The 22,234-nt window shown below is 71.3% G+C and carries 19 protein-coding genes; 14 read left to right on the plus strand and 5 right to left on the minus strand.

Features of this window, described 5'->3' with window-relative positions; translation table 11 throughout:
* Positions 1–31 precede the first annotated feature (31 nt).
* Positions 32–2,074 carry a glycoside hydrolase family 31 protein gene (locus CP976_RS31315; protein WP_150483324.1) on the minus strand — a complete coding sequence of 681 codons (2,043 nt, stop codon included), beginning with the start codon at positions 2,072–2,074 and terminating at the stop codon, positions 32–34.
* 135 nt (positions 2,075–2,209) lie between these two features.
* Positions 2,210–3,223, minus strand: a complete 1,014-nt coding sequence (locus tag CP976_RS31320) for a LacI family DNA-binding transcriptional regulator (protein WP_086847563.1) — start codon at positions 3,221–3,223, stop codon at positions 2,210–2,212.
* 334 nt (positions 3,224–3,557) lie between these two features.
* Between CP976_RS31320 and CP976_RS31325 the strand changes: the two genes are divergently transcribed.
* The 7 genes from CP976_RS31325 to CP976_RS31355 all read left to right on the plus strand — a co-directional run bounded on the left by CP976_RS31325 (position 3,558) and on the right by CP976_RS31355 (position 12,875).
* Positions 3,558–5,498, plus strand: a complete 1,941-nt coding sequence (locus CP976_RS31325; protein WP_150483325.1) for an acyl-CoA dehydrogenase family protein — start codon at positions 3,558–3,560, stop codon at positions 5,496–5,498.
* A gap of 92 nt (positions 5,499–5,590) precedes the next feature.
* Complete coding sequence (gene dxr / locus CP976_RS31330) at positions 5,591–6,847, plus strand: 1-deoxy-D-xylulose-5-phosphate reductoisomerase (protein WP_059419171.1); 1,257 nt, start codon at positions 5,591–5,593, stop codon at positions 6,845–6,847.
* Between the two features lie 8 nt (positions 6,848–6,855).
* A complete protein-coding gene (locus CP976_RS31335; protein ID WP_150485577.1) occupies positions 6,856–8,148 on the plus strand; it encodes a M50 family metallopeptidase in 1,293 nt (430 codons plus the stop codon).
* A gap of 168 nt (positions 8,149–8,316) precedes the next feature.
* The gene (gene ispG, locus CP976_RS31340) at positions 8,317–9,474 is read left to right on the plus strand and encodes a flavodoxin-dependent (E)-4-hydroxy-3-methylbut-2-enyl-diphosphate synthase (RefSeq protein ID WP_150483326.1); all 1,158 of its coding nucleotides are present in this window, start codon (positions 8,317–8,319) and stop codon (positions 9,472–9,474) included.
* A 183-nt stretch (positions 9,475–9,657) separates the two neighbouring features.
* Positions 9,658–10,506 carry a GNAT family N-acetyltransferase gene (locus CP976_RS31345; RefSeq protein ID WP_086847571.1) on the plus strand — a complete coding sequence of 283 codons (849 nt, stop codon included), beginning with the start codon at positions 9,658–9,660 and terminating at the stop codon, positions 10,504–10,506.
* Between the two features lie 30 nt (positions 10,507–10,536).
* Entirely contained in the window at positions 10,537–11,067 is a 531-nt protein-coding gene (locus tag CP976_RS31350) for a GNAT family N-acetyltransferase (protein ID WP_150483327.1), read from the plus strand.
* Between the two features lie 107 nt (positions 11,068–11,174).
* Positions 11,175–12,875 (plus strand): proline--tRNA ligase, encoded by a 1,701-nt coding sequence (locus CP976_RS31355; protein WP_150483328.1) that lies wholly within the window; start codon positions 11,175–11,177, stop codon positions 12,873–12,875.
* 39 nt (positions 12,876–12,914) lie between these two features.
* Here the strand turns inward: CP976_RS31355 and CP976_RS31360 are convergent, their stop codons facing one another.
* From CP976_RS31360 to CP976_RS31370, 3 genes are read right to left on the minus strand one after another with little or no spacing between them, the layout of a single operon-like run.
* Positions 12,915–13,814, minus strand: a complete 900-nt coding sequence (locus tag CP976_RS31360; RefSeq protein WP_150483329.1) for an aminoglycoside phosphotransferase family protein — start codon at positions 13,812–13,814, stop codon at positions 12,915–12,917.
* Positions 13,815–13,862: 48 nt separating this feature from the next.
* Complete coding sequence (locus CP976_RS31365; protein WP_150483330.1) at positions 13,863–14,327, minus strand: ferritin-like domain-containing protein; 465 nt, start codon at positions 14,325–14,327, stop codon at positions 13,863–13,865.
* Positions 14,324–14,857 carry a hypothetical protein gene (locus tag CP976_RS31370; RefSeq protein WP_150483331.1) on the minus strand — a complete coding sequence of 178 codons (534 nt, stop codon included), beginning with the start codon at positions 14,855–14,857 and terminating at the stop codon, positions 14,324–14,326. Before CP976_RS31370 ends, CP976_RS31365 begins: the two co-directional genes overlap by 4 nt.
* A gap of 206 nt (positions 14,858–15,063) precedes the next feature.
* Here CP976_RS31370 and rimP point away from each other — a divergent pair, with 206 nt between their 5' ends.
* From rimP to truB, 7 genes are all read left to right on the plus strand, one after another.
* Positions 15,064–15,564, plus strand: coding sequence for a ribosome maturation factor RimP (rimP, locus tag CP976_RS31380; RefSeq protein ID WP_086854356.1), 501 nt, complete (start codon positions 15,064–15,066; stop codon positions 15,562–15,564).
* A 2-nt stretch (positions 15,565–15,566) separates the two neighbouring features.
* Positions 15,567–16,568: a transcription termination factor NusA gene (gene nusA / locus CP976_RS31385; protein ID WP_086605958.1), complete on the plus strand. Its 1,002-nt coding sequence runs from the start codon at positions 15,567–15,569 to the stop codon at positions 16,566–16,568.
* A gap of 102 nt (positions 16,569–16,670) precedes the next feature.
* Positions 16,671–16,967, plus strand: a complete 297-nt coding sequence (locus tag CP976_RS31390; RefSeq protein WP_086854357.1) for a YlxR family protein — start codon at positions 16,671–16,673, stop codon at positions 16,965–16,967.
* Positions 16,968–17,116: 149 nt separating this feature from the next.
* On the plus strand, positions 17,117–20,236 hold the full coding sequence (infB, locus tag CP976_RS31395; protein WP_150483332.1) for a translation initiation factor IF-2: 3,120 nt from the start codon (positions 17,117–17,119) through the stop codon (positions 20,234–20,236).
* A gap of 258 nt (positions 20,237–20,494) precedes the next feature.
* On the plus strand, positions 20,495–20,788 hold the full coding sequence (locus CP976_RS31400) for a DUF503 domain-containing protein (RefSeq protein ID WP_150483333.1): 294 nt from the start codon (positions 20,495–20,497) through the stop codon (positions 20,786–20,788).
* A gap of 44 nt (positions 20,789–20,832) precedes the next feature.
* On the plus strand, positions 20,833–21,285 hold the full coding sequence (gene rbfA, locus CP976_RS31405) for a 30S ribosome-binding factor RbfA (protein WP_020269629.1): 453 nt from the start codon (positions 20,833–20,835) through the stop codon (positions 21,283–21,285).
* Positions 21,282–22,187 carry a tRNA pseudouridine(55) synthase TruB gene (truB, locus tag CP976_RS31410; RefSeq protein ID WP_150483334.1) on the plus strand — a complete coding sequence of 302 codons (906 nt, stop codon included), beginning with the start codon at positions 21,282–21,284 and terminating at the stop codon, positions 22,185–22,187. Before rbfA ends, truB begins: the two co-directional genes overlap by 4 nt.
* Positions 22,188–22,234 lie beyond the last annotated feature (47 nt).

Raw genomic sequence — 22,234 nt, forward strand, 5'->3', positions numbered from 1 at the left:
TCCATCGCTCCGGCCACCCCTGACGACACGGCTACTCCGCTACAGGCAGCCGTGCCCCGTCCCGCAGGAACAGCGGGATGCGGTCCAGTGGGGCGTCGACCGTCACGGAGCGGCCGCCCTCGTACGTCTCACCCGTCCACGCGTCCGTCCATGTGGCCCCCGCCGGCAGGTACGCCGTACGGGCGGTGGCGCCGGCGGTGAGCACCGGGGCGACCAGCAGGTCCGGGCCGAAGAGGTAGGAGTCGTCGACCGACCAGGCGGCCTGGTCGTCCGGGAACTCCAGGAACAGCGGCCGCATCACCGGCAGGCCCTCCTCGTGCGCCTCCCGCATGACACGCAGCACGTACGGCTTCAGGCGCTCGCGCAGCCGCAGGTACTTCTCCAGGACGGCCAGCGCTTCCTCGCCGTACGACCACACCTCGTTCGGGCCGCCGGTCATCTCCGGGCCCAGCGGCATGCCCGGGTCGCGGAAGCCGTGCAGGCGCATCAGCGGGGACAGCGCGCCGAACTGGAACCAGCGGACCATCACCTCCCGGTACGCCGGGTCGTCCGGGTCGCCGCCGTGGAAACCGCCGATGTCGGTGTTCCACCACGGGATGCCCGACAGCGCGGTGTTGAGGCCGGCCGCGATCTGGCGGCGCAGGGTCGGGAAGTCGGTGCCGATGTCCCCGGACCACAGGGCGGCGCCGTAGCGCTGACTGCCCGCCCAGGCCGAGCGGTTGAGGCTGACGACCTCCTCCTCGCCGGTGGCGACGAGCCCCTCGTAGAACGTGCGGGCGTTCTCGGCCGGGTAGATGTTGCCGACCTCCAGGCCGGGGCCCGCCCAGTAGCGCAGGTTCTCCTGGAAGCCCGGCTTCAGCTCCGGCTCGCAGGCGTCCAGCCAGAACGCCGTGATGCCGTACGGGTCGAGGTAGTTCTCCTTCACCTTCGACCACACGAACTCCCGGGCGTCCGGGTTGGTGGCGTCGTAGAAGGCCACCTGGACCGTGGAGGCGACCTCCTTGTCGGGCCAGTCGGCGTGGGCCATCGGGCCGTACTGGGTGCCGATGAAGAAGCCGCGCTGCTCCATGACCGGGTGGTTCTCGCTCAGCGGCGACACCGAGGGCCAGACACTCACCACCAGCTTGATGCCGAGCTCCTCCAGCTCGCGCACCATCGCCGCCGGGTCCGGCCACTCCTCGGGGTCGAACTTCCACTCGCCGAGGTGCGTCCAGTGGAAGAAGTCGCACACGATCGCGGAGATCGGCAGGCCCCGGCGCTTGTACTCCCGTGCCACCGCCATGAGTTCGTCCTGGGTGCGGTAGCGCAGCTTGCACTGCCAGAAGCCCGCCGCCCACTCCGGCAGCATCGGCGTCCGGCCGGTCACCGCGCTGTAGCTCCGCTGGGCGGCGGCCGGGTCGCCCGCCGTGATCCAGTAGTCGATCTGCCGGGCGGAGTCGGCGACCCACCGCGTGCCGTTGTGCGCGAGCTCCACGCGGCCGATCGCCGGGTTGTTCCACAGCAGGGTGTAGCCGCGGCTGGAGGTCAGCACCGGGATGCCGACCTCGGCGTTGCGCTGGACCAGGTCGAGGACCAGGCCCTTCTGGTCGAGGCGCCCGTGCTGGTGCTGGCCGAGGCCGTACAGCTTCTCGTCGTTGTACGCGGCGAAGCGCTGCTCCAAACGGTGGTGTCCGTTGCCGACGGCCGTGTAGAGGCGGGAGCCGGGCCACCAGAAGTGGGCGCGGTCCTCGGCGAGCAGCTCGGCGGAGTCCTCCGTCCGCAGGAAGCGGACCAGGCCCTCGGCGTTCACCTCGACGGTGAGCGCGCCGACGGTGAGCTGCCCGTGCCCGTCCTCGATCTTCACGGTGGACGGCGAAGCGGGGGCCTCGTCGAGGAGCGCGCCCGGGAGCCCTTCGAGCACCGGGCCGCCGAGCCGGGCCCGCACCCGGACCGCGTCCGGACCCCACGGCTCGATCCGTACGGTCTCCTGACGGCCGCTCCACTCCAGCGCGCCGTCCCGCTCACGGAACGTGCCGACGGTGGGGGAGGACTGCGCCAGGCTCACCTGGGGCTGGGTTTCAGCAGGCTGATTCACGTGGCGGTCTCCTGTGCTCCTGGGGGAGTGCAGACAGAGGTGTTCAGGCAGGGGTGTTCGGACAGAGGTGCGCGGACATGGCGGTGCCCTGGGAGGTGGTTCGGTGGGCGGGAGAAGCGGTGTACCCGGATGTGCCTACGGCCGGGTGGGCGCCGGCCCCGTGCTGCCCCGGACCGTCAGCTCGGGAGCGATCAGCACGACCTCGTCGCTGCCGCGCCCCTCGAACTTGGCGACCAGGTGTTCCACGGCGTGCCGGCCCATCTCCTGCGCGGGGATGGCGACCGACGTGAGCCGCACCGAGGCCTGCGTCGCGACCTGGTCGGGGCAGATCGCGACCACCGACACGTCCTCGGGCACGGCCCGGCCCTGCTGCCGCAGCAGCGCGAGCAGCGGCTCGACCGCCGATTCGTTCTGCACGATGATCCCCGTGGTCCCGGGGCGTTCGTCGAGGATCCGGGCGAGCGTCACGGCCATCGCGTCGTACCCGCCGTCGCACGGCCGGTGCAGCAGCCGCACGCCCAGCTCCCGGGAACGTGACCGGAGCCCGTCGAGAGTGCGCTCGGCGAAGCCGGTGTGCCGCTCGTAGACGGCCGGGGCCTCGCCGATGACAGCGATGTCCTGGTGGCCCTGCTTCGCCAGATGCTCCACGCACAGCGCGCCCGTCGCCCGGAAGTCCAGATCGACGCAGGTCAGCCCGTTGGTGTCGGCGGGCAGCCCGATCAGCACGGAGGGCTGGTCCGTCGCGCGCAGCAACGGCAGCCGCTCGTCGTCGAGCTCGACGTCCATCAGGATCATCCCGTCGGCGAGCCCGCTGCCGGCGACCCGGCGCACCGCGTCCGGGCCCTCCTCACCGGTGAGCAGCAGCACGTCGTACCCGTGCGTCCGCGCGGCGGTCGCCACCGCGATGGCGATCTCCATCATCACGGGCACGTACATGTCCGTGCGCAGCGGGACCATCAGCGCGATGATGTTCGACTTGCTGCTGGCCAGGGCGCGGGCCCCGGCGTTCGGGTGGTACCCGAGCTCGCGGATGCTCCGCTCGACCCGCTGCCGGGTGTTCGCGGAGATGGACCGCTTGCCGCTGAGGACATAGCTCACCGTGCTCGCCGAGACTCCGGCGTGCTGGGCGACCTCGGCGAGGGTGACCATCCAGCTCTCCAAGCTTTGTGAAGCGCTTCGACGATGCGCGTTGCTGATATGGGTGGGTGAGGGTGGTTCGACAGTAGCTCCAGCGGGAGTACGTGTCCATAGGTTGTCGAAGCGCTTCGATACCTATTTCTCAGGAGGAGGCCCGACTCCTGGCCGGCACCCCGATGCAACACCGTCGTCAGGCCCCCGACAAGTCCGGGGGCGTTCCGCCCCCTTCGGCTGAACGGACGCGCGAGGACTGGTGGGAGCGTCCGGTTTCGGGTACCAACGATCCAGTAGCACTGATCGGTAACGTACGGTCCTCAACAGCCCTATATGCGGCGAGGTGACCCTCATGTCCGCTTCCACTACCCCCTCCTCCCGTCCCGCCGTCACCGAGCGGGAAGCCCGTGAGGTGGCGGAGGCCGCCCGGGAGCAGCACTGGCGCAAGCCCAGCTTCGCCAAGGAGCTGTTCCTCGGCCGCTTCCGGCTCGACCTCATCCACCCCCACCCCCTTCCGGCCGACGAGGCGGCCCAGCGCGGCGAGGAGTTCCTCGCCAAGCTCCGCGACTTCGTCGAGACGAAGGTCGACGCGGCCCTCATCGAGCGCGACGCCCGCATCCCCGACGAGGTGATCGACGGGCTGAAGGAGCTCGGCGCCTTCGGCATGAAGATCGACACCAAGTACGGCGGACTGGGCCTCACACAGGTGTATTACAACAAGGCGCTCTCCCTGGCCGGCTCCGCCAGTCCCGCCATCGGCGTGCTGCTCTCCGCGCACCAGTCGATCGGCGTGCCGCAGCCGCTGAAACTGTTCGGCACGCAGGAACAGAAGGAGCGCTTCCTGCCGCGTTGCGCCCGCACGGACATCAGCGCCTTCCTGCTCACCGAGCCCGACGTCGGCTCCGACCCGGCCCGCCTCGCCGCCACCGCCGTGCCCGACGGGGACGACTACGTCCTCGACGGCGTGAAGCTGTGGACGACCAACGGCGTCGTCGCCGACCTGCTGGTCGTCATGGCCCGGGTCCCGAAGAGCGAGGGCCACAAGGGCGGCATCACGGCCTTCGTCGTGGAGACCAACTCGCCCGGCGTCACCGTCGAGAACCGCAACGCCTTCATGGGCCTGCGCGGCATCGAGAACGGCGTCACCCGCTTCCACCAGGTCCGCGTCCCCGCGGCCAATCGCGTCGGCGCGGAGGGCCAGGGCCTGAAGATCGCCCTGACCACGCTCAACACCGGACGGCTCTCCCTGCCCGCCTCCTGCGTCGCGGCCGGCAAGTGGTGCCTGAAGATCGCCCGGGAGTGGTCGGCGGCCCGCGAGCAGTGGGGCAAGCCCGTCGCGCACCACGAGGCGGTCGGCTCCAAGATCTCCTTCATCGCGGCCACCACCTTCGCACTGGAGGCCGTGACGGACCTGGCCTCGCAGATGGCCGACGAGGACCGCAACGACATCCGCATCGAAGGCGCCCTCGCCAAGCTCTACGCCTCCGAGATGGCCTGGACGATGGCCGACGAACTCGTCCAGATCCGCGGCGGCCGCGGATTCGAGACGGCCGAGTCCCTCCGGGCCCGCGGCGAGCGCGGCGTCCCCGCCGAGCAGGTGCTGCGCGACCTGCGCATCAACCGCATCTTCGAGGGCTCGACGGAGATCATGCACCTCCTCATCGCCCGCGAGGCCGTCGACGCCCACCTCTCGGTCGCCGGCGACCTCATCGACCCCGAGAAGTCCCTCGGCGACAAGGCCAGGGCGGGAGCGAACGCGGGCGTCTTCTACGCCAAGTGGCTCCCGAAGCTGGTCGCGGGCCCGGGCCGGCTCCCCACCTCCTACGGCGAGTTCAAGCACGAGGTGGACCTCTCCGGGCACCTGCGCTACGTCGAGCGCACCTCCCGCAAGCTCGCCCGCTCCACCTTCTACGCCATGTCCCGCTGGCAGGGCCGGATGGAGTCCAAGCAGGGCTTCCTCGGCCGGATCGTCGACATCGGCGCCGAACTGTTCGCCATGAGCGCGACCTGCGTACGAGCCGAACTCCTGCGCAGCCAGGGCGACCACGGCCGCGAGGCCTACCAGCTCGCCGACGTCTTCTGCCGTCAGTCCCGGATCCGGATCGAGGAGCTCTTCAACCGCCTGTGGACCAACACCGACGACCTCGACCGCAAGGTCGTCAAGGGCGTCCTGTCGGGCACGTACGAGTGGCTGGAGCGCGGCATCGTCGACCCGTCGGGCGAGGGACCGTGGATCGCGGACGCGACACCGGGACCGTCCCGGAAGGAGAACCTGCACCGGCCGATCCGCTGACCGGCCCCCAGGGGCGCGTGCACGCACGGCACGCGCCCCCGCGAGGGGGATGCGCTGTCCTCACACACCACGCTTACGGCAACAATGGAGCAATGAGCGACAGTCCAGCCCCCCTCGCCGATCCCCATCTGGTCTACGACCCCGTAGCGGGCGACGGCCCGAAGGACGTGGTGATCCTCGGCTCCACCGGGTCCATCGGCACGCAGGCCATCGACCTCGTGCTGCGCAACCCCGGCCGGTTCCGGGTCACCGGCCTGTCCGCCAACGGCGGCCGGGTCGCCCTCCTCGCCGAGCAGGCGTACCGGCTGCGGGCGCGCACGGTCGCGGTCGCCCGCGAGGACGTCGTACCGGCCCTGCGCGAGGCGCTCACCGCGCAGTACGGCACGGGCGAGCCGCTCCCCGAGATCCTCGCCGGCCCGGACGCGGCCACGCAGCTCGCCGCGTCCGACTGCCACACCGTCCTGAACGGCATCACCGGCTCCATCGGCCTCGCCCCGACCCTGGCCGCCCTGGAGGCGGGCCGCACCCTCGCGCTCGCCAACAAGGAGTCGCTCATCGTGGGCGGCCCGCTGGTCAAGGCCCTCGCCAAGCCCGGGCAGATCATCCCGGTCGACTCCGAGCACGCCGCCCTCTTCCAGGCCCTGGCCGCCGGCACCCGCGCCGACGTCCGCAAGCTGGTCGTCACCGCCTCCGGCGGTCCCTTCCGCGGTCGTACGAAGGCGGAGCTGGCCCACGTCACCGTCGAGGACGCCCTCGCGCACCCCACCTGGGCCATGGGCCCGGTCATCACGATCAACTCCGCGACCCTGGTCAACAAGGGCCTGGAGGTCATCGAGGCGCACCTCCTCTACGACATTCCCTTCGACCGCATTGAGGTGGTCGTGCATCCCCAGTCGTATGTCCACTCGATGGTTGAGTTCACGGATGGATCGACACTGGCCCAGGCGACCCCGCCCGACATGCGCGGGCCCATCGCCATCGGCATCGGCTGGCCCGAGCGGGTCCCCGACGCCGCGCCCACCTTCGACTGGAGCAAGGCCTCGACCTGGGAGTTCTTCCCGCTCGACAACGAGGCCTTCCCGTCGGTGAACCTCGCCCGGCACGTCGGCGAGCTCGCGGGCACCGCCCCGGCGGTGTTCAATGCGGCCAACGAGGAGTGCGTGGAGGCGTTCCGTCAGGGCGCACTGCCCTTCAACGGGATCATGGAGACCGTCACCCGGGTCGTCGAGGAGCACGGCACCCCGCGTACGGGAACCTCACTCACCGTGTCGGACGTCCTCGAAGCGGAGACCTGGGCGCGGACCCGGGCCCGGGAACTGGCGGCACAGACGGCGGAGGCCCGTGCATGACGACCCTGATGTTCATCCTCGGCATAGGCCTCTTCGTGGTCGGCCTGCTGTTCTCGATCGCGTGGCACGAGCTGGGGCACCTGTCCACCGCCAAGCTGTTCGGCATCCGCGTGCCGCAGTACATGGTCGGTTTCGGCCCGACGATCTGGTCGCGGAAGAAGGGCGAGACCGAGTACGGGCTCAAGGCCATCCCCTTCGGCGGCTACATCCGCATGATCGGCATGTTCCCGCCCGGCCCCGACGGCCGGCTGGAGGTCCGCTCCACCTCCCCGTGGCGCGGCATGATCGAGGACGCCCGCTCGGCCGCGTACGAGGAGCTCAGGCCGGGCGACGAGAACCGCATGTTCTACACGCGCGCGCCCTGGAAGCGCGTGATCGTGATGTTCGCGGGCCCCTTCATGAACCTGGTCCTGGCCGTGGCGCTGTTCCTCAGCATCCTGATGGGCTTCGGCATCACCCAGCAGACCACCACGGTCAGCTCCGTCTCCCAGTGCGTCATCGCGCAGAGCGAGAACCGCGACAAGTGCGAGAAGGGCGACCCGGCCGCCCCGGCCGCCGCCGCGGGCCTCAAGGCGGGCGACAAGATCGTCTCCTTCAACGGCGTGCCGACCGACGACTGGAACAAGCTGTCCGACCTGATCCGCGCCAATCCCGGCAAGGAAGTGCCGATCGTCGTCGACCGCAAGGGCCAGGACGTCACCCTGCACGCGAAGATCGCCACCAACCAGGTCGCCAAGAAGGACTCCGGCGGACAGATCGTCGAGGGCCAGTACGTCCAGGCCGGATTCCTCGGCTTCAGCGCCGCCACCGGCGTGGTCAAACAGGACTTCGGCGAGTCCGTGACCTGGATGGGCGACCGGATCGGCGAGGCCGTCGACTCCCTCGCCGCCCTGCCCAGCAAGATCCCGGCCCTGTGGAACGCGGCCTTCGACGGCGCCCCGCGCGAGGCCGACTCCCCGATGGGCGTGGTCGGCGCGGCCCGCGTCGGCGGCGAGATCTTCACCCTCGACATCCCGCCCACCCAGCAGCTGGCCATGGCCCTCATGCTGGTCGCCGGCTTCAACCTCTCCCTGTTCCTGTTCAACATGCTTCCGCTGCTGCCGCTCGACGGCGGCCACATCGCGGGCGCCCTGTGGGAGTCGCTGCGCCGCAACACGGCCAGGCTCCTGCGCCGGCCGGACCCGGGCCCCTTCGACGTGGCGAAGCTCATGCCCGTCGCCTACGTGGTCGCCGGGATCTTCATCTGCTTCACGATCCTGGTCCTGATCGCGGATGTGGTTAACCCGGTGAGAATCTCCTAGTCATACGGCGTTCGAGGCGGCCCGGCACACTTTGTGCCGGGCCGCCTCCCATTGAGTGGCAATGCGACTGGGATGTGCCCGCGCCAAGGCATGTGCCGTAATCTCGAAGCTCGGAGCCCGCTGCTCACGGGACCGGACCTTGATCCACGACTTGGGGTTGCACAGCAGATGACTGCGATTTCTCTCGGCATGCCGTCCGTTCCGACCAAGCTCGCCGAGCGCCGGAAGAGCCGCCAGATCCAGGTCGGATCCGTGGCCGTCGGCGGAGACGCCCCCGTCTCGGTCCAGTCGATGACGACGACGCGTACGTCCGACATCGGCGCGACCCTCCAGCAGATCGCCGAACTCACCGCCTCCGGCTGCCAGATCGTCCGGGTCGCCTGCCCGACCCAGGACGACGCCGACGCGCTCGCCACCATCGCCCGCAAGTCGCAGATCCCGGTCATCGCCGACATCCACTTCCAGCCGAAGTACGTCTTCGCCGCGATCGAGGCGGGCTGCGCGGCGGTCCGCGTCAACCCCGGCAACATCAAGCAGTTCGACGACAAGGTCAAGGAGATCGCCAAGGCGGCCCGGGACCACGGCACCCCGATCCGCATCGGCGTCAACGCGGGCTCCCTCGACAGGCGTCTCCTCCAGAAGTACGGCAAGGCGACCCCCGAGGCCCTGGTCGAGTCGGCCCTGTGGGAGGCGTCCCTCTTCGAGGAGCACGACTTCCGGGACATCAAGATCTCCGTCAAGCACAACGACCCGGTCGTGATGATCGAGGCGTACAAGCAGCTCGCCGAGCAGTGCGACTACCCGCTGCACCTCGGTGTGACGGAGGCCGGTCCGGCCTTCCAGGGCACGATCAAGTCGGCGGTCGCCTTCGGCGCCCTGCTCAGCCAGGGCATCGGCGACACGATCCGCGTCTCGCTGAGCGCGCCCCCGGCCGAGGAAGTGAAGGTCGGCATCCAGATCCTGGAGTCGCTGAACCTCAAGGAGCGCGGCCTGGAGATCGTCTCCTGCCCGTCCTGCGGCCGCGCCCAGGTCGACGTCTACAAGCTGGCCGAAGAGGTCACGGCCGGCCTCACCGGCATGGAGGTCCCGCTCCGCGTCGCCGTCATGGGCTGCGTCGTCAACGGCCCCGGCGAGGCCCGCGAGGCCGACCTCGGCGTCGCCTCCGGCAACGGCAAGGGCCAGATCTTCGTCAAGGGCGAGGTCATCAAGACCGTCCCCGAGTCCAAGATCGTCGAGACGCTGATCGAAGAGGCGATGAAGCTCGCCGAGCAGATGGAACAGGCCGGCGTCGCCTCGGGCGAGCCGTCGGTGGCGGTAGCGGGCTGAGCCTTCCAGGACCGGCGGTTGCCCCGCGCCCTGTCGTTCAGCGGCGCGGGGAACTGCGCGAACAGCCACGGAAAACCCGCAGCCGCCCGCCAAACAGCAAGTCCCGAGCTCCAAGGCGCCCCGCCCAAGCGGCGCAGCTATAGTGCGGAGACCAAGCAGACCCGAGTGTGTGAGGCCCCGCCCGTGTTGACGCAGACGACCTCCCGGGTCCTCGAACCGAGCGACCTGGACGCCGCGCTCGCCATACTCGACCGCGAGCCCGTCGCGAACGCCTTCGTGACCTCCCGCGTGCAGATCGCCGGCCTCGACCCGTGGCGCCTCGGCGGAGAGATGTGGGGCTGGTACGAGGACGGCATGCTGACGTCCCTGTGCTACGCGGGCGCCAACCTCGTCCCGATCTGCGCCACCCCGCGCGCCGTCCGCGCCTTCGCCGACCGCGCCCGCCGGGCCGGCCGCCGCTGTTCCTCCATCGTCGGCCCCGCCGGCTCCACCGCCGACCTGTGGCGGCTGCTGGAACCCCAGTGGGGCCCGGCCCGGGACGTCCGCCGCCACCAGCCGCTCATGGTCACCGACCGCCTCCCGGACGGCATCGCCCCGGACCCCTACGTCCGTCGCGTCCGCAAGGACGAGATGGAGAAGATCATGCCGGCATGTGTGGCGATGTTCACCGAGGAGGTCGGCGTCTCCCCGCTGGCCGGCGACGGCGGCCTGCTGTACCAGGCCCGCGTCGCCGAACTCGTCGGCTCCGGCCGCGCCTTCGCCCGCTTCGACGCGGACGGCAAGGTCGTCTTCAAGGCCGAGATCGGCGCCGCGACCGACCGCGCCTGCCAGATCCAGGGCGTGTGGGTGGCCCCCGAATACCGGGGGACCGGCTTGGCGGCCCCCGGCATGGCAGCGGTCCTGCGCTACGCCCTGGCCGACGTCGCCCCGGTCGTCAGCCTCTACGTGAACGACTTCAACACGGCGGCCCGCAGGACGTACCAGAGGGTGGGCTTCCAAGAGGTCGGCGCCTTCATGAGCGTGCTGTTCTGACAACGGGCACCCCCCTGTAGGCTCCCCGCCATGGACCTGGTGATCGGCCCCCTCGACCTCTCCGCCCACGTCGACGAGGCCCTGGCAGTCCAAGCCGTGGCCTTCGGCCTCGGCCCCGACGAGGTCGCAGTCCGCCGCCAGATCGTCCTGCGCCACATGACCTACCCGGGGGCCAGGGCCCTCGGCGCGACAGCCGGCCGGAACCTCGTCGGCTTCGTCTACGGCATGCCCAACGACCGCACCCACTGGTGGTCCACGGTCGTGGAGCCGTACCTCAGGGCGAACCACCACGACCACTGGCTCGACGACGCCTTCGTGATCACCGAACTGCACGTCCACCCCGCCCACCAGAACCGCGGCATCGGACGCTCCCTGATCACCACGATCACCGACGGCGCCGCCGAACCCCGCTCGATCCTCTCGGCGATCGACACCGAGAGCCCGGCCCGCGCGCTCTACCGCTCGCTCGGCTACCGGGACCTGGCCCGCCAGGTCCTCTTCCCGAGCGCCCCCAAGCCGTACGCGGTGATGGGCGCCCCGCTCCCGCTCCTGCGCCGCTGACCGATTTCCACCGCCCGGTACCCCCCGGATAACCTCCTGCCATCACCTTCCCCCACTCTCGGCTCCGCTCGAGCGGGGGGACCCCCAGCAGCAGGAGCAGAGAAGCCATGGCGAACGTACCGGTCCAGCGCATGTCCCAGTTGATGGCGAAGACGTTGCGCGACGACCCGGCGGACGCCGAGGTCCTCAGCCACAAGCTCCTGGTCCGCGCCGGGTACGTGCGCCGCACCGCCGCAGGGATCTGGAGCTGGCTGCCGCTCGGCAAGCGCGTCCTGGCCAACGTGGAGCGCATCGTCCGCGAGGAGATGGACGCCATCGGCGCCCAGGAGGTGCTGCTCCCCGCCCTGCTGCCGCGTGAGCCCTACGAGGCGACCGCCCGCTGGGACGAGTACGGCCAGGAGCTCTTCCGCCTCCAGGACCGCAAGGGCGGCGACTACCTCCTCGGCCCCACCCACGAGGAGATCTTCACCCTGCTGGTGAAGGACCAGGCGTCCTCCTACAAGGACCTGCCGGTGATCCTCTACCAGATCCAGCACAAGTACCGTGACGAGGCCCGGCCCCGCGCGGGCATCCTGCGCGGCCGCGAGTTCCTGATGAAGGACTCCTACTCCTTCGACACCGAGGACGAGGGCCTCGCCCGGTCCTACGCCCTGCACCGCGAGGCCTACCGGAAGATCTTCGCGCGTCTCGGCCTCGACTACCGCATCTGCGCCGCGACCGCCGGCGCGATGGGCGGCTCCAAGTCCGAGGAGTTCCTCGCCCCGGCCGAGGCCGGCGAGGACACCTTCGCCGACTGCCCGAACTGCGACTTCGCCGCCAACACCGAGGCGATCACGTACGCGCTGAAGCCCGTCGACGCCACGGACGTCCCGGCCGCCGAGGACATCCCGACCCCCGACACCCCGACCATCGAGACCCTCGCCGCCTCCCTCGGCGTCCCGGCCTCGGCCACGCTGAAGAACCTCCTCGTCAAGGTCGACGGCGAGATCGTCGCCGTCGGCGTCCCCGGCGACCGCGAGGTCGACCTGGACAAGGTCGAGGCGCACTTCGCCCCGGCCGTCGTGGAGCTGGTCACCGAGGCCGACTTCGCGACCCGTCCCGACCTGGTCCGCGGCTACGTCGGACCGCAGGGCCTGGACAAGGTCACGTACATCGCCGACCCGCGCGTGGCCCCCGGCACGTCCTGGATCACCGGCGCCAACAAGCCCGGTACGCACACGAAGAACGTCGTCGCGGGCCGCGACTTCGAGGTCGACCGTCACGTCGACGTCGTGGTCGTGCAGGAGGGCGACCCCTGCCCGAAGTGCGGCACGGGCCTCGTGCTCGACCGGGCCATCGAGATCGGCCACATCTTCCAGCTGGGCCGCAAGTACACCGACGCCCTCAAGCTCGACGTCCTCGGCCAGAACGGCAAGCCCGTCCGCGTCACCATGGGCTCCTACGGCGTCGGCGTCTCCCGCGCGGTGGCCGCCCTGGCCGAGCAGACCGCCGACGACAAGGGCCTGTGCTGGCCCAAGGAGGTCGCCCCGGCCGACGTCCACGTGGTCGCCGCCGGCAAGGCCCTCCAGACGGAACTGGCCCTCGACATCTCCGGGAAGCTGGCCGCCGCCGGTGTCCGCGTCCTGGTCGACGACCGCCCCGGCGTCTCCCCGGGCGTCAAGTTCACCGACTCCGAGCTGATCGGCGTACCGCAGATCCTGGTGGCCGGGCGGCGCGCGGCCGACGGCGTGGTGGAGCTGAAGGACCGCCGCACCGGCGAGCGCGAGGAGCTGACGGTCGAGGAGGCCGTCGCCCGGCTCACGGCCTGAGTCCCCGTGCTCTGTGAGCGCTCCGGCCCGCCGGAGCGCTCACAGCCAGCCCGCGAACTCCAGCAGCAGTTCCGCGTCCCGGGGCCGCCCCACCCGCCCGGCCCGCACACCCGACTCCACGGCCCGGAACAGCGTCCAGCCCCGCAGCCGCTCCTGGTCCACGTCCAGGGACTCGGCCAGCCGCTTCACCCGCCGACGGGTCGTCGCCGCACCCGACGCCTGCGCGATCAGGTCCTCCACCCGGTCGCGGACCAGCCGGGCCAGATCGAACGCGCACTCGCCGACCACCGGGTCGGGCCCCACGGCCAGCCACGGCATCCGCTCCCCGGAGAGCACCTTGCTCTGCCGGAACGTGCCGTGCAGCAGCCGGTGTTCGGGCGGCGCGGCCAGCAACTCCTCGCGCGCCGCGAGCGCCAGGCCGACCAACGGGGCCACCTCGGGATCGGCCTGCGCCCGGGCCCGCATCGCCTCGGCCTGCCGTCCCGTCCGCTCGGCCACCGTCTCGAAGGGGAAGTCGGCAGGCGGCTCCACCCACAGCCGCCGCAGCGTCCCCGCCGCCTCCAGCAGCGCCTTCGCCTCCGGCAGCGACCGCACCGACACGTCCGGATGCAGCCGCTCCAGCAACAGCACGCCCTCAGCAGTGAAGGGTTCCAGCAGCTGTACGGCACCCCGTCCGCCCCAGTGCGCGAGCGCGGCCCGCTCCGCCTCCGGGCGGGCCCGGCCCGGCGCCAGCTTCAGCACCGCGGGCGTCCCGTCGGCCGTCCGCACCAGCACGACCAGGCTGCTGCGCCCACCGGGCACCTGCACCCGCTCCACGGTCAACTCGCGTAGCGCGACGGCCTGCTGCGCCGCCTCGGGCAGCTTCTCCAGCCAGTCGTCACCGTCCGGTGCCGTCTCACCGAGCGCCCTGACCAGACGCTTCGGCGGTTCGAAAACCATGCGCGAGTCGTTCCCTTCGTGCTGTCCGCGGAGCGTGCCCTGCGCGGGTCACGCCGTCGGCGCCGCCAAGGGCGGGGCCGTGCCGGCCCGCTCGGCGAGCCCAGGGAAGGCTACGCTCTCGCCGCGCCAGCGCACCGCCCGCACCGCCGCCTCCCGCAGCGCCTCGGCGGCCAGGGCCCGCCGCCCGCCGCCCGCCGCGCGCACCAGGTCCGAGTACACCCCGGCCACCCGGTCCTCCAGCTCGGCGGCGAGCCGCACGGCCGCCGGCGCGTCCGGCACCGGGAACGGCAGGGCGTACCCGGCGGCCGCGGCCACGGGCCTGCCGCCCAGGTCCTTCACCTCGCGCACCAGCGCGTCGCGGCGCGCCCGGTGCGCGTCGTACGCCGTCCGCGCGTCGGCGCGCTGCCCCTCGCCGATCCGCCCGCCGACGACGCCGTACCCGTAGACCGCCGCGTGCTCGGCCGCCAGCGCTGCCTGGAGGGCCCGCAGCTCTCTGTCCTTCGCCTCGCTCACGCGCCACCCTCCATCAGCAGATACACGTGCGCCGCCCCGGCCGCCGCCACCGAGGCCAGCAGTCGCGCCAGCTCGCCCGGCATGTCGAGCAGCGCCTGCGCCCGCCGGTCGGCGAGCTCCCGCTCCGCGACGGCGAGCGAGACGAGTGCGTCCTTTTCGTCGGCCGGCACGGCGGCGGCCGAGGGGGCGGCGGAAGAGGAAGAAGGGGAGGGGGAAGGGGACGCCTTCCGGCCAGGACCCCCTCCGAACGCCTGCGCGTGCCGTACGGCCTCCGCCCGCAGCGGCCGCAGCCGCTCCGCGAGCCCCGGGTGGGCGGCGATCACGGCGTCGTACCGCTCCACCATTCCCTCGCTGTCCCGCGCCGCACGCGCGCGTGCCCGGCGGTCGGCCGCCGACGGGCCGTCCTCCGGGTCGCCCGGGCCGTCACCGCCGGCGGTGCAGCCGGCCAGGGCGAGGGCCGCCGGACCGACGGCGAGCAGACTCCTTCTGCGCGGTCCCGAGCGGGCGCGCGGCGATGAGGGGAACGGCACGTCAGACGTCCTCGGGGGGCTCGAACGAGAAAGAAGCGGCTCTCAGGGCTGAACGCCCGTGATCACGGTACCCGGGCCCCCGCCCGGGACCACTCAGCGGCACCGTTCGTCACCGGGTGGACGGCAACACACCCCGCGACCGGATACCCTTTGATCAGACACGCGACCCATCCCACAACAGCACACGCGGCCGAGGAGTCACCCGGATGAGCACCACCCAGAGCGAGAGGCTGCGAGAACTGCTGGAACCGCTCGTCACATCCCAGGGCCTGGATCTCGAAGAGATCGAAGTGGACTCCGTCGGTCGCAAGCGTGTGCTGCGCGTCGTCGTCGACTCGGACACGGGCGCGGACCTGGACCAGATCGCCGATGTGAGCCGCGCGCTCTCGGCGAAGCTCGACGAGACGGACGCGATGGGCGCGGGGGAGTACACCCTCGAAGTCGGCACCCCGGGCGCGGAGCGCCCCCTCACGGAACACCGGCACTACGTCCGCGCCACGGACCGGCTGGCGAAGTTCCAGCTGGCCGAGGGCGGCGAGCTGGTCGCCAGGATCCTGAAGGTCGACGACGAGGGCATCGACACCGAGGTGCCCGGGGTCAAGGGCCGCAAGGCCACCACGCGCAGACTCGCCTTCGACGACATCGTCCGGGCGCGCGTCCAGGTCGAGTTCAGCCGCAAGGACAACAAGAAGGAAGAGGAGGCGTAGCCGTGGACATCGACATGAGTGCCCTGCGGGGCTTGGTTCGGGAGAAGGAGATCTCCTTCGACCTGCTGGTCGAGGCGATCGAATCGGCCCTCCTCATCGCCTACCACCGCACCGAGGGAAGCCGCCGCCACGCGCGCGTGGAGCTCAACAAGCAGACCGGCCATGTGACCGTGTGGGCGAAGGAGGACCCCGACGACCTCGAGGAGGGCCAGGAGCCCCGCGAGTTCGACGACACCCCGTCCGGCTTCGGCCGTATCGCCGCCACCACGGCCAAGCAGGTCATCCTGCAGCGCCTGCGCGACGCCGAGGACGACGCGACGCTCGGCGAGTACGCCGGCCGCGAGGGCGACATCGTCACCGGCGTGGTCCAGCAGGGCCGCGACCCGAAGAACGTGCTCGTCGACATCGGCAAGCTCGAGGCCATCCTGCCGGTCCAGGAGCAGGTGCCCGGCGAGACCTACCCGCACGGCATGCGGCTGCGCAGTTACGTCGTCCGGGTGGCGAAGGGCGTCCGCGGACCGTCCGTGACGCTGTCCCGGACGCACCCCAATCTGGTGAAGAAGCTCTTCGCCCTGGAGGTGCCGGAGATCGCCGACGGGTCCGTGGAGATCTCCGCGATCGCCCGTGAGGCCGGTCACCGCACGAAGATCGCCGTACGGTCCACGCGGTCCGGCCTGAACGCCAAGGGCGCCTGCATCGGCCCCATGGGCGGCCGCGTGCGCAACGTGATGGGCGAGCTGAACGGCGAGAAGATCGACATCGTCGACTGGTCGGACGACCCGGCCGAGATGGTGGCGAACGCGCTGTCGCCGGCCCGCGTCTCCAAGGTGGAGATCGTGGACATGGCGACCAGGTCGGCCAGGGTGACCGTGCCCGACTACCAGCTGTCCTTGGCCATCGGCAAGGAAGGGCAGAACGCCCGCCTCGCGGCCAGGCTGACCGGCTGGCGGATCGACATCCGGCCGGACACCGAACCGGCCGGGGACGACCGGGCCGGGGAATAGATCCAAGCCGCGGGTCGTTCAGATCACGACAGGTTCGGGCGCGGCAACTGTTCGAATCCTGCCCCAAAGGGGTGAGGCGCCTACGGGGAGGTAGACTTAACGGTGTCTGGCCGGACGCGCACCCGCGCATGCCCTGAACGCACCTGTGTGGGGTGTCGGGAGCGAGCGGCCAAGGCCGATCTTTTGCGGGTCGTGTTGATCGAGGGTGCATGTGCCCCTGATCCACGCGGTACGCTGCCCGGCCGGGGTGCGTATGTGCATCCCACACCGGTCTGTCTTGACCAGGCGGTTCGCCGCCGGGCGTTCACGAGGGCACTGCGCGCCCCGGGAGCGCTCGACACAAAGGCGTTGCGTCGATACGTCGAGCAGGCAACAGTTGCCGATCAGGCAACACGGTAAGAACGCGCCGCACGGAACCCCCCGTGCGGTCTTAGGTACCTCGCGAGTCGAAAGCAGGTCGAGATTGCGATGAGCACTCGATGAGTACGCGATGAGTACGCCCATGAACTAGCGACGGTCCGGCTTCACCCGGACCTCAAAGGAGCGAAGTGGCTAAGGTCCGGGTCTACGAACTCGCCAAGGAGTTCGGTGTCGAGAGCAAGGTCGTCATGGCCAAGCTCCAGGAGCTCGGTGAATTCGTCCGTTCGGCGTCTTCGACCATCGAAGCGCCCGTTGTACGCAAACTGACGGACGCCCTCCAGCAGGGCAACGGTGGCGGCAAGCCCGCCCCCGCCCGCAAGGCTGCCCCGGCGAAGCCGGGCGCCCCCTCCCCGGCGCAGGCTGCCCGTCCGGCCGCCCCGCGCCCGCCGGCCCCCAAGCCGGCAGCAGCCGACGAGAAGCCCGCGGCTCCGGCCGCACCGGCCTCTCCCGGCCCCCGTCCCACCCCGGGCCCGAAGCCCGCGCCGCGGCCCGCCCCGGCGTCCCCGGCTCCGACCACGCCCGAGTTCACGGCACCCCCGTCGGCTCCCGCCGCGCCGGCCTCCTCGCAGGGCTCCTCGCAGGGCTCCGGCCCGCGTCCGGGCGCCCCGCGTCCGGCCGGCCAGTCGCCGCGTCCGGGTGCTCCGCGCCCGGGTGGTTCCGGCCAGGGTGGCCAGGGTCGTGGTGACCGTGGCGACCGTCCCGGCGCCTCGCGTCCGGGTGGCGGCGCTCCGCGTCCCGGTGCCCGTCCGGCGGGTCCCCGTCCGGGCAACAACCCGTTCACCTCTGGTGGCTCCACCGGCATGGCGCGCCCGCAGGCGCCCCGTCCGGGCGGTGCCCCGCGTCCGGGCGGCCCCGGTGCCCCCGGCGGCGCCCCGCGTCCGCAGGGCCAGGGCCAGGGCGGTAACCGTCCGCAGGGTGCCGGCGGCGGTCCTCGTCCGCAGGCTCCGGGCGGCGCGCGTCCGACCCCGGGCGGTATGCCCCGTCCGCAGGGCGGCGGTCCGCGTCCCGGCGGCGGTCCCGGCGGTCCGCGTCCGAACCCCGGCATGATGCCGCAGCGTCCGGCTGCCGGTCCGCGTCCCGGTGGCGGTGGCCCCGGTGGCCGCGGTCCCGGTGGCGGTGGCCGTCCCGGTGGTGGCGGCGGCGGTCGTCCGGGTGGCGGCGGCTTCGCCGGCCGTCCGGGTGGCGGTGGCGGCGGTTTCGCCGGTCGTCCCGGTGGTCCCGGTGGCGGTGGCGGCGGTTTCGCCGGTCGTCCCGGTGGTCCCGGCGGCGGTGGCCGTCCCGGCTTCGGTGGCCGTCCCGGCGGTCCCGGTGGCCGTGGTGGCACGCAGGGCGCCTTCGGCCGTCCCGGCGGTCCCGCGCGTCGTGGCCGCAAGTCGAAGCGGCAGAGGCGCCAGGAGTACGAGGCCATGCAGGCCCCGTCGGTCGGCGGCGTGATGCTGCCTCGCGGCAACGGCGAGACCGTTCGCCTGTCGCGCGGTGCGTCGCTCACCGACTTCGCGGAGAAGATCAACGCCAACCCGGCGTCGCTCGTCGCGGTCATGATGAACCTCGGCGAGATGGTCACTGCCACGCAGTCCGTCTCCGACGAGACGCTCCAGCTCCTCGCCGACGAGATGAACTACACGGTTCAGATCGTCAGCCCCGAGGAGGAGGACCGCGAGCTCCTGGAGTCCTTCGACATCGAGTTCGGCGAGGACGAGGGCGACGAGGAGGACCTGGTGGTCCGCCCGCCGGTCGTCACCGTCATGGGTCACGTCGACCACGGTAAGACCCGGCTCCTCGACGCCATCCGCAAGACGAACGTCATCGCGGGCGAGGCCGGCGGCATCACCCAGCACATCGGTGCCTACCAGGTCGCGACCGAGGTCAACGAGGAAGACCGCAAGATCACCTTCATCGACACCCCGGGTCACGAGGCGTTCACCGCCATGCGTGCCCGTGGTGCGCGGTCGACCGACATCGCGATCCTGGTCGTCGCGGCCAACGACGGCGTCATGCCGCAGACGGTCGAGGCGCTCAACCACGCCAAGGCGGCCGACGTCCCGATCGTCGTCGCGGTCAACAAGATCGACGTCGAGGGCGCCGACCCGACCAAGGTGCGCGGTCAGCTCACCGAGTACGGGCTGGTGGCCGAGGAGTACGGCGGCGACACGATGTTCGTCGACATCTCCGCCAAGCAGGGTCTGAACATCGACTCTCTGCTGGAGGCCGTGATCCTCACGGCCGACGCCTCGCTCGACCTGCGGGCCAACCCCCACCAGGACGCGCAGGGCATCGCGATCGAGTCCCGTCTCGACCGCGGCCGTGGTGCCGTGTCGACGGTCCTCGTCCAGCGCGGCACGCTGCGGGTCGGCGACACCATGGTGGTCGGCGACGCGTACGGCCGAGTCCGGGCGATGCACGACGACAACGGCAACCTCGTCACCGAGGCGGGCCCGTCGACGCCGGTGCAGGTCCTGGGCCTCACCAACGTCCCGGGTGCGGGCGACAACTTCCTCGTCGTCGACGAGGACCGTACGGCCCGTCAGATCGCGGAGAAGCGTGCGGCGCGCGAGCGCAACGCGGCCTTCGCGAAGCGCACGCGCCGTGTGTCGCTCGAGGACCTGGACAAGGTGCTGAAGGCCGGCGAGGTCCAGCAGCTGAACCTGATCATCAAGGGTGACGCTTCCGGTTCCGTCGAGGCACTCGAGTCCTCCCTGCTCCAGCTGGACGTCGGCGAAGAGGTCGACATCCGCGTCCTGCACCGCGGCGTCGGTGCGGTCACGGAGTCCGACATCGACCTGGCGATGGGCTCGGACGCCATCGTGATCGGCTTCAACGTGCGCGCCGCCGGGCGTGCGCAGCAGATGGCCGAGCGCGAGGGCGTGGACGTCCGGTACTACTCGGTCATCTACCAGGCGATCGAGGAGATCGAGGCGGCCCTCAAGGGCATGCTCAAGCCGGAGTACGAAGAGGTCGAGCTGGGCACGGCGGAGATCCGCGAGGTCTTCCGCTCGTCCAAGCTGGGCAACATCGCGGGTGTGCTCATCCGCTCCGGCGAGGTCAGGCGCAACACCAAGGCGCGACTCCTGCGCGACGGCAAGGTCATCGCGGAGAACCTCAACATCGAGGGTCTGCGTCGCTTCAAGGACGACGTCACCGAGATCCGCGAAGGGTTCGAGGGCGGTATCAACCTCGGCAACTTCAACGACATCAAGATCGACGACGTCATCGCGACGTACGAGATGCGCGAGAAGCCGCGGGTGTAACCCACGGTTCCCAGACCGGCCGACGGGGCCTCGCCCCGTCGGCCGGCTGGCCGTTAAAAGGGGTGCAGGGGACGCAGTCCCCGCCGGGGTCCGGGGCGGAGCCCCAGAGGGCCTGGCCTCCTGGCCAACCGTGTCGGGCGGGTGGGCGGGCAAAGGAAAACCCCGTCGAGCCACCGGCAGGTACGCGGTACCGTTCTTGATGTCCCTGCCCCAACCGCAGGGCCATCGATCCCGTACCGGCGGGTCATCCGGATACACATGTACGTGGGGACGCTGTCCTTCGACCTGCTCCTCGGCGACGTACGGTCGCTGAAGGAGAAGCGCTCCGTCGTCCGCCCCATCGTCGCCGAGCTCCAGCGCAAGTACGCGGTGAGCGCGGCCGAGGTGGATCACATGGATCTCCACCGCAGGGCCCTCATCGGCCTCGCGCTGGTGTCCGGCGACGCGGCGCACGTGAGCGACATACTCGACCGGTGCGAACGGCTGGTCGCCGCCCGCCCCGAGGTGGAGCTGCTGTCCGTCAGGCGGCGCTTCCACGGCGAAGACGACTGACGAACCGAGAACGACCCAGACAGGAAAGAACGGGAGACGGACCAGTGGCCGACAACGCGCGGGCCAAGAGGCTGGCGGACCTCATCCGGGAAGTGGTGGCCCAGAAGCTGCAACGCGGGATCAAGGACCCGCGGCTCGGCTCGCACGTCACCATCACGGACACGCGGGTCACGGGTGACCTGCGGGAGGCGACCGTCTTCTACACGGTGTACGGGGACGACGAGGAGCGGAACGCGGCCGCGGCCGGCCTGGAGAGCGCCAAGGGCATCCTGCGCTCCGAGGTCGGCCGGGCCGCCGGCGTGAAGTTCACGCCGACCCTGACCTTCGTCATGGACGCCCTCCCGGACACCGCGCGCGCCATCGAGGACCTCCTCGACAAGGCGCGCCAGTCCGACGAGAAGGTGCGGGAGGCGTCCGCGGGCGCGAAGTACGCCGGCGACGCCGACCCGTACCGCAAGCCGGACGAGGACGACGAGACGGACGACACCGCCGAATGACCCAGAAGCACACCACGCCCGACGGCCTCGTCATCGTCGACAAGCCGTCGGGCTTCACTTCGCACGACGTCGTCGCCAAGATGCGCGGCATCGCCAGGACACGACGCGTCGGCCACGCCGGCACCCTCGACCCGATGGCGACGGGCGTCCTCGTCCTCGGCATCGAGAAGGCCACCAAACTCCTCGGCCACCTCGCACTGACCGAGAAGGAGTACCTGGGCACGATCCGGCTCGGGCAGAACACCCTCACGGACGACGCCGAGGGGGAGATCACCTCCTCCACGGACGCCTCCGGGGTCACCCGCGACGCCATCGACGCCGGTGTCGCCAAGCTGACCGGCGACATCATGCAGGTGCCGTCCAAGGTCAGCGCCATCAAGATCAACGGTGTGCGGTCCTACAAGCGGGCCAGGGACGGCGAGGAGTTCGACATCCCGGCCCGGCCCGTCACGGTCTCCTCCTTCGGCGTGTACGACGTCCGGGAGGCCGTCGCCGAGGACGGCACGGCCGTACTCGACCTGGTCGTCTCGGTCGTCTGCTCCTCCGGCACGTACATCCGGGCCCTCGCCCGCGACCTGGGCGCCGACCTCGGCGTGGGCGGGCATCTCACCGCCCTGCGCCGCACCCGCGTCGGCCCCTACAAGCTGGACGCGGCCCGCACCCTCGACCAACTCCAGCAGGAGCTGACCGTGATGCCGGTCGCCGAGGCCGCAGCGGCCGCGTTCCGCCGCTGGGACGTCGACGCCCGGCGCGCCCGGCTGCTCACCAACGGCGTACGGCTGGACATGCCCGACGAGTACGCGGGCGCCGGCACCGTCGCCGTCTTCGACCCGGAGGGCCGCTTCCTCGCCCTCGTCGAGGAGCAGCGGGGCAAGGCCAAGAGCCTGGCCGTCTTCGGCTGACAGCCCGCCCGTGGAGCGGCGACCACGGGGTACCTCCACTGCCGCCG

The organism is Streptomyces coeruleorubidus, from assembly GCF_008705135.1.
Lineage (GTDB): Bacteria > Actinomycetota > Actinomycetes > Streptomycetales > Streptomycetaceae > Streptomyces > Streptomyces coeruleofuscus.

Excerpts from the sequence above, each read along its gene's own strand:
- CP976_RS31320 (WP_086847563.1), bottom strand. The coding sequence starts at position 3,223 with ATGGTCACCCTCGCCGAGGTCGCCCAGCACGCCGGAGTCTCGGCGAGC.
- CP976_RS31325 (WP_150483325.1), top strand. The coding sequence starts at position 3,558 with ATGTCCGCTTCCACTACCCCCTCCTCCCGTCCCGCCGTCACCGAGCGG.
- dxr (WP_059419171.1), top strand. The coding sequence starts at position 5,591 with ATGAGCGACAGTCCAGCCCCCCTCGCCGATCCCCATCTGGTCTACGAC.
- CP976_RS31335 (WP_150485577.1), top strand. The coding sequence starts at position 6,856 with ATGTTCATCCTCGGCATAGGCCTCTTCGTGGTCGGCCTGCTGTTCTCG.
- ispG (WP_150483326.1), top strand. The coding sequence starts at position 8,317 with ATGACTGCGATTTCTCTCGGCATGCCGTCCGTTCCGACCAAGCTCGCC.
- CP976_RS31350 (WP_150483327.1), top strand. The coding sequence starts at position 10,537 with ATGGACCTGGTGATCGGCCCCCTCGACCTCTCCGCCCACGTCGACGAG.
- CP976_RS31355 (WP_150483328.1), top strand. The coding sequence starts at position 11,175 with ATGGCGAACGTACCGGTCCAGCGCATGTCCCAGTTGATGGCGAAGACG.
- CP976_RS31360 (WP_150483329.1), bottom strand. The coding sequence starts at position 13,814 with ATGGTTTTCGAACCGCCGAAGCGTCTGGTCAGGGCGCTCGGTGAGACG.
- rimP (WP_086854356.1), top strand. The coding sequence starts at position 15,064 with ATGAGCACCACCCAGAGCGAGAGGCTGCGAGAACTGCTGGAACCGCTC.
- CP976_RS31400 (WP_150483333.1), top strand. The coding sequence starts at position 20,495 with ATGTACGTGGGGACGCTGTCCTTCGACCTGCTCCTCGGCGACGTACGG.
- truB (WP_150483334.1), top strand. The coding sequence starts at position 21,282 with ATGACCCAGAAGCACACCACGCCCGACGGCCTCGTCATCGTCGACAAG.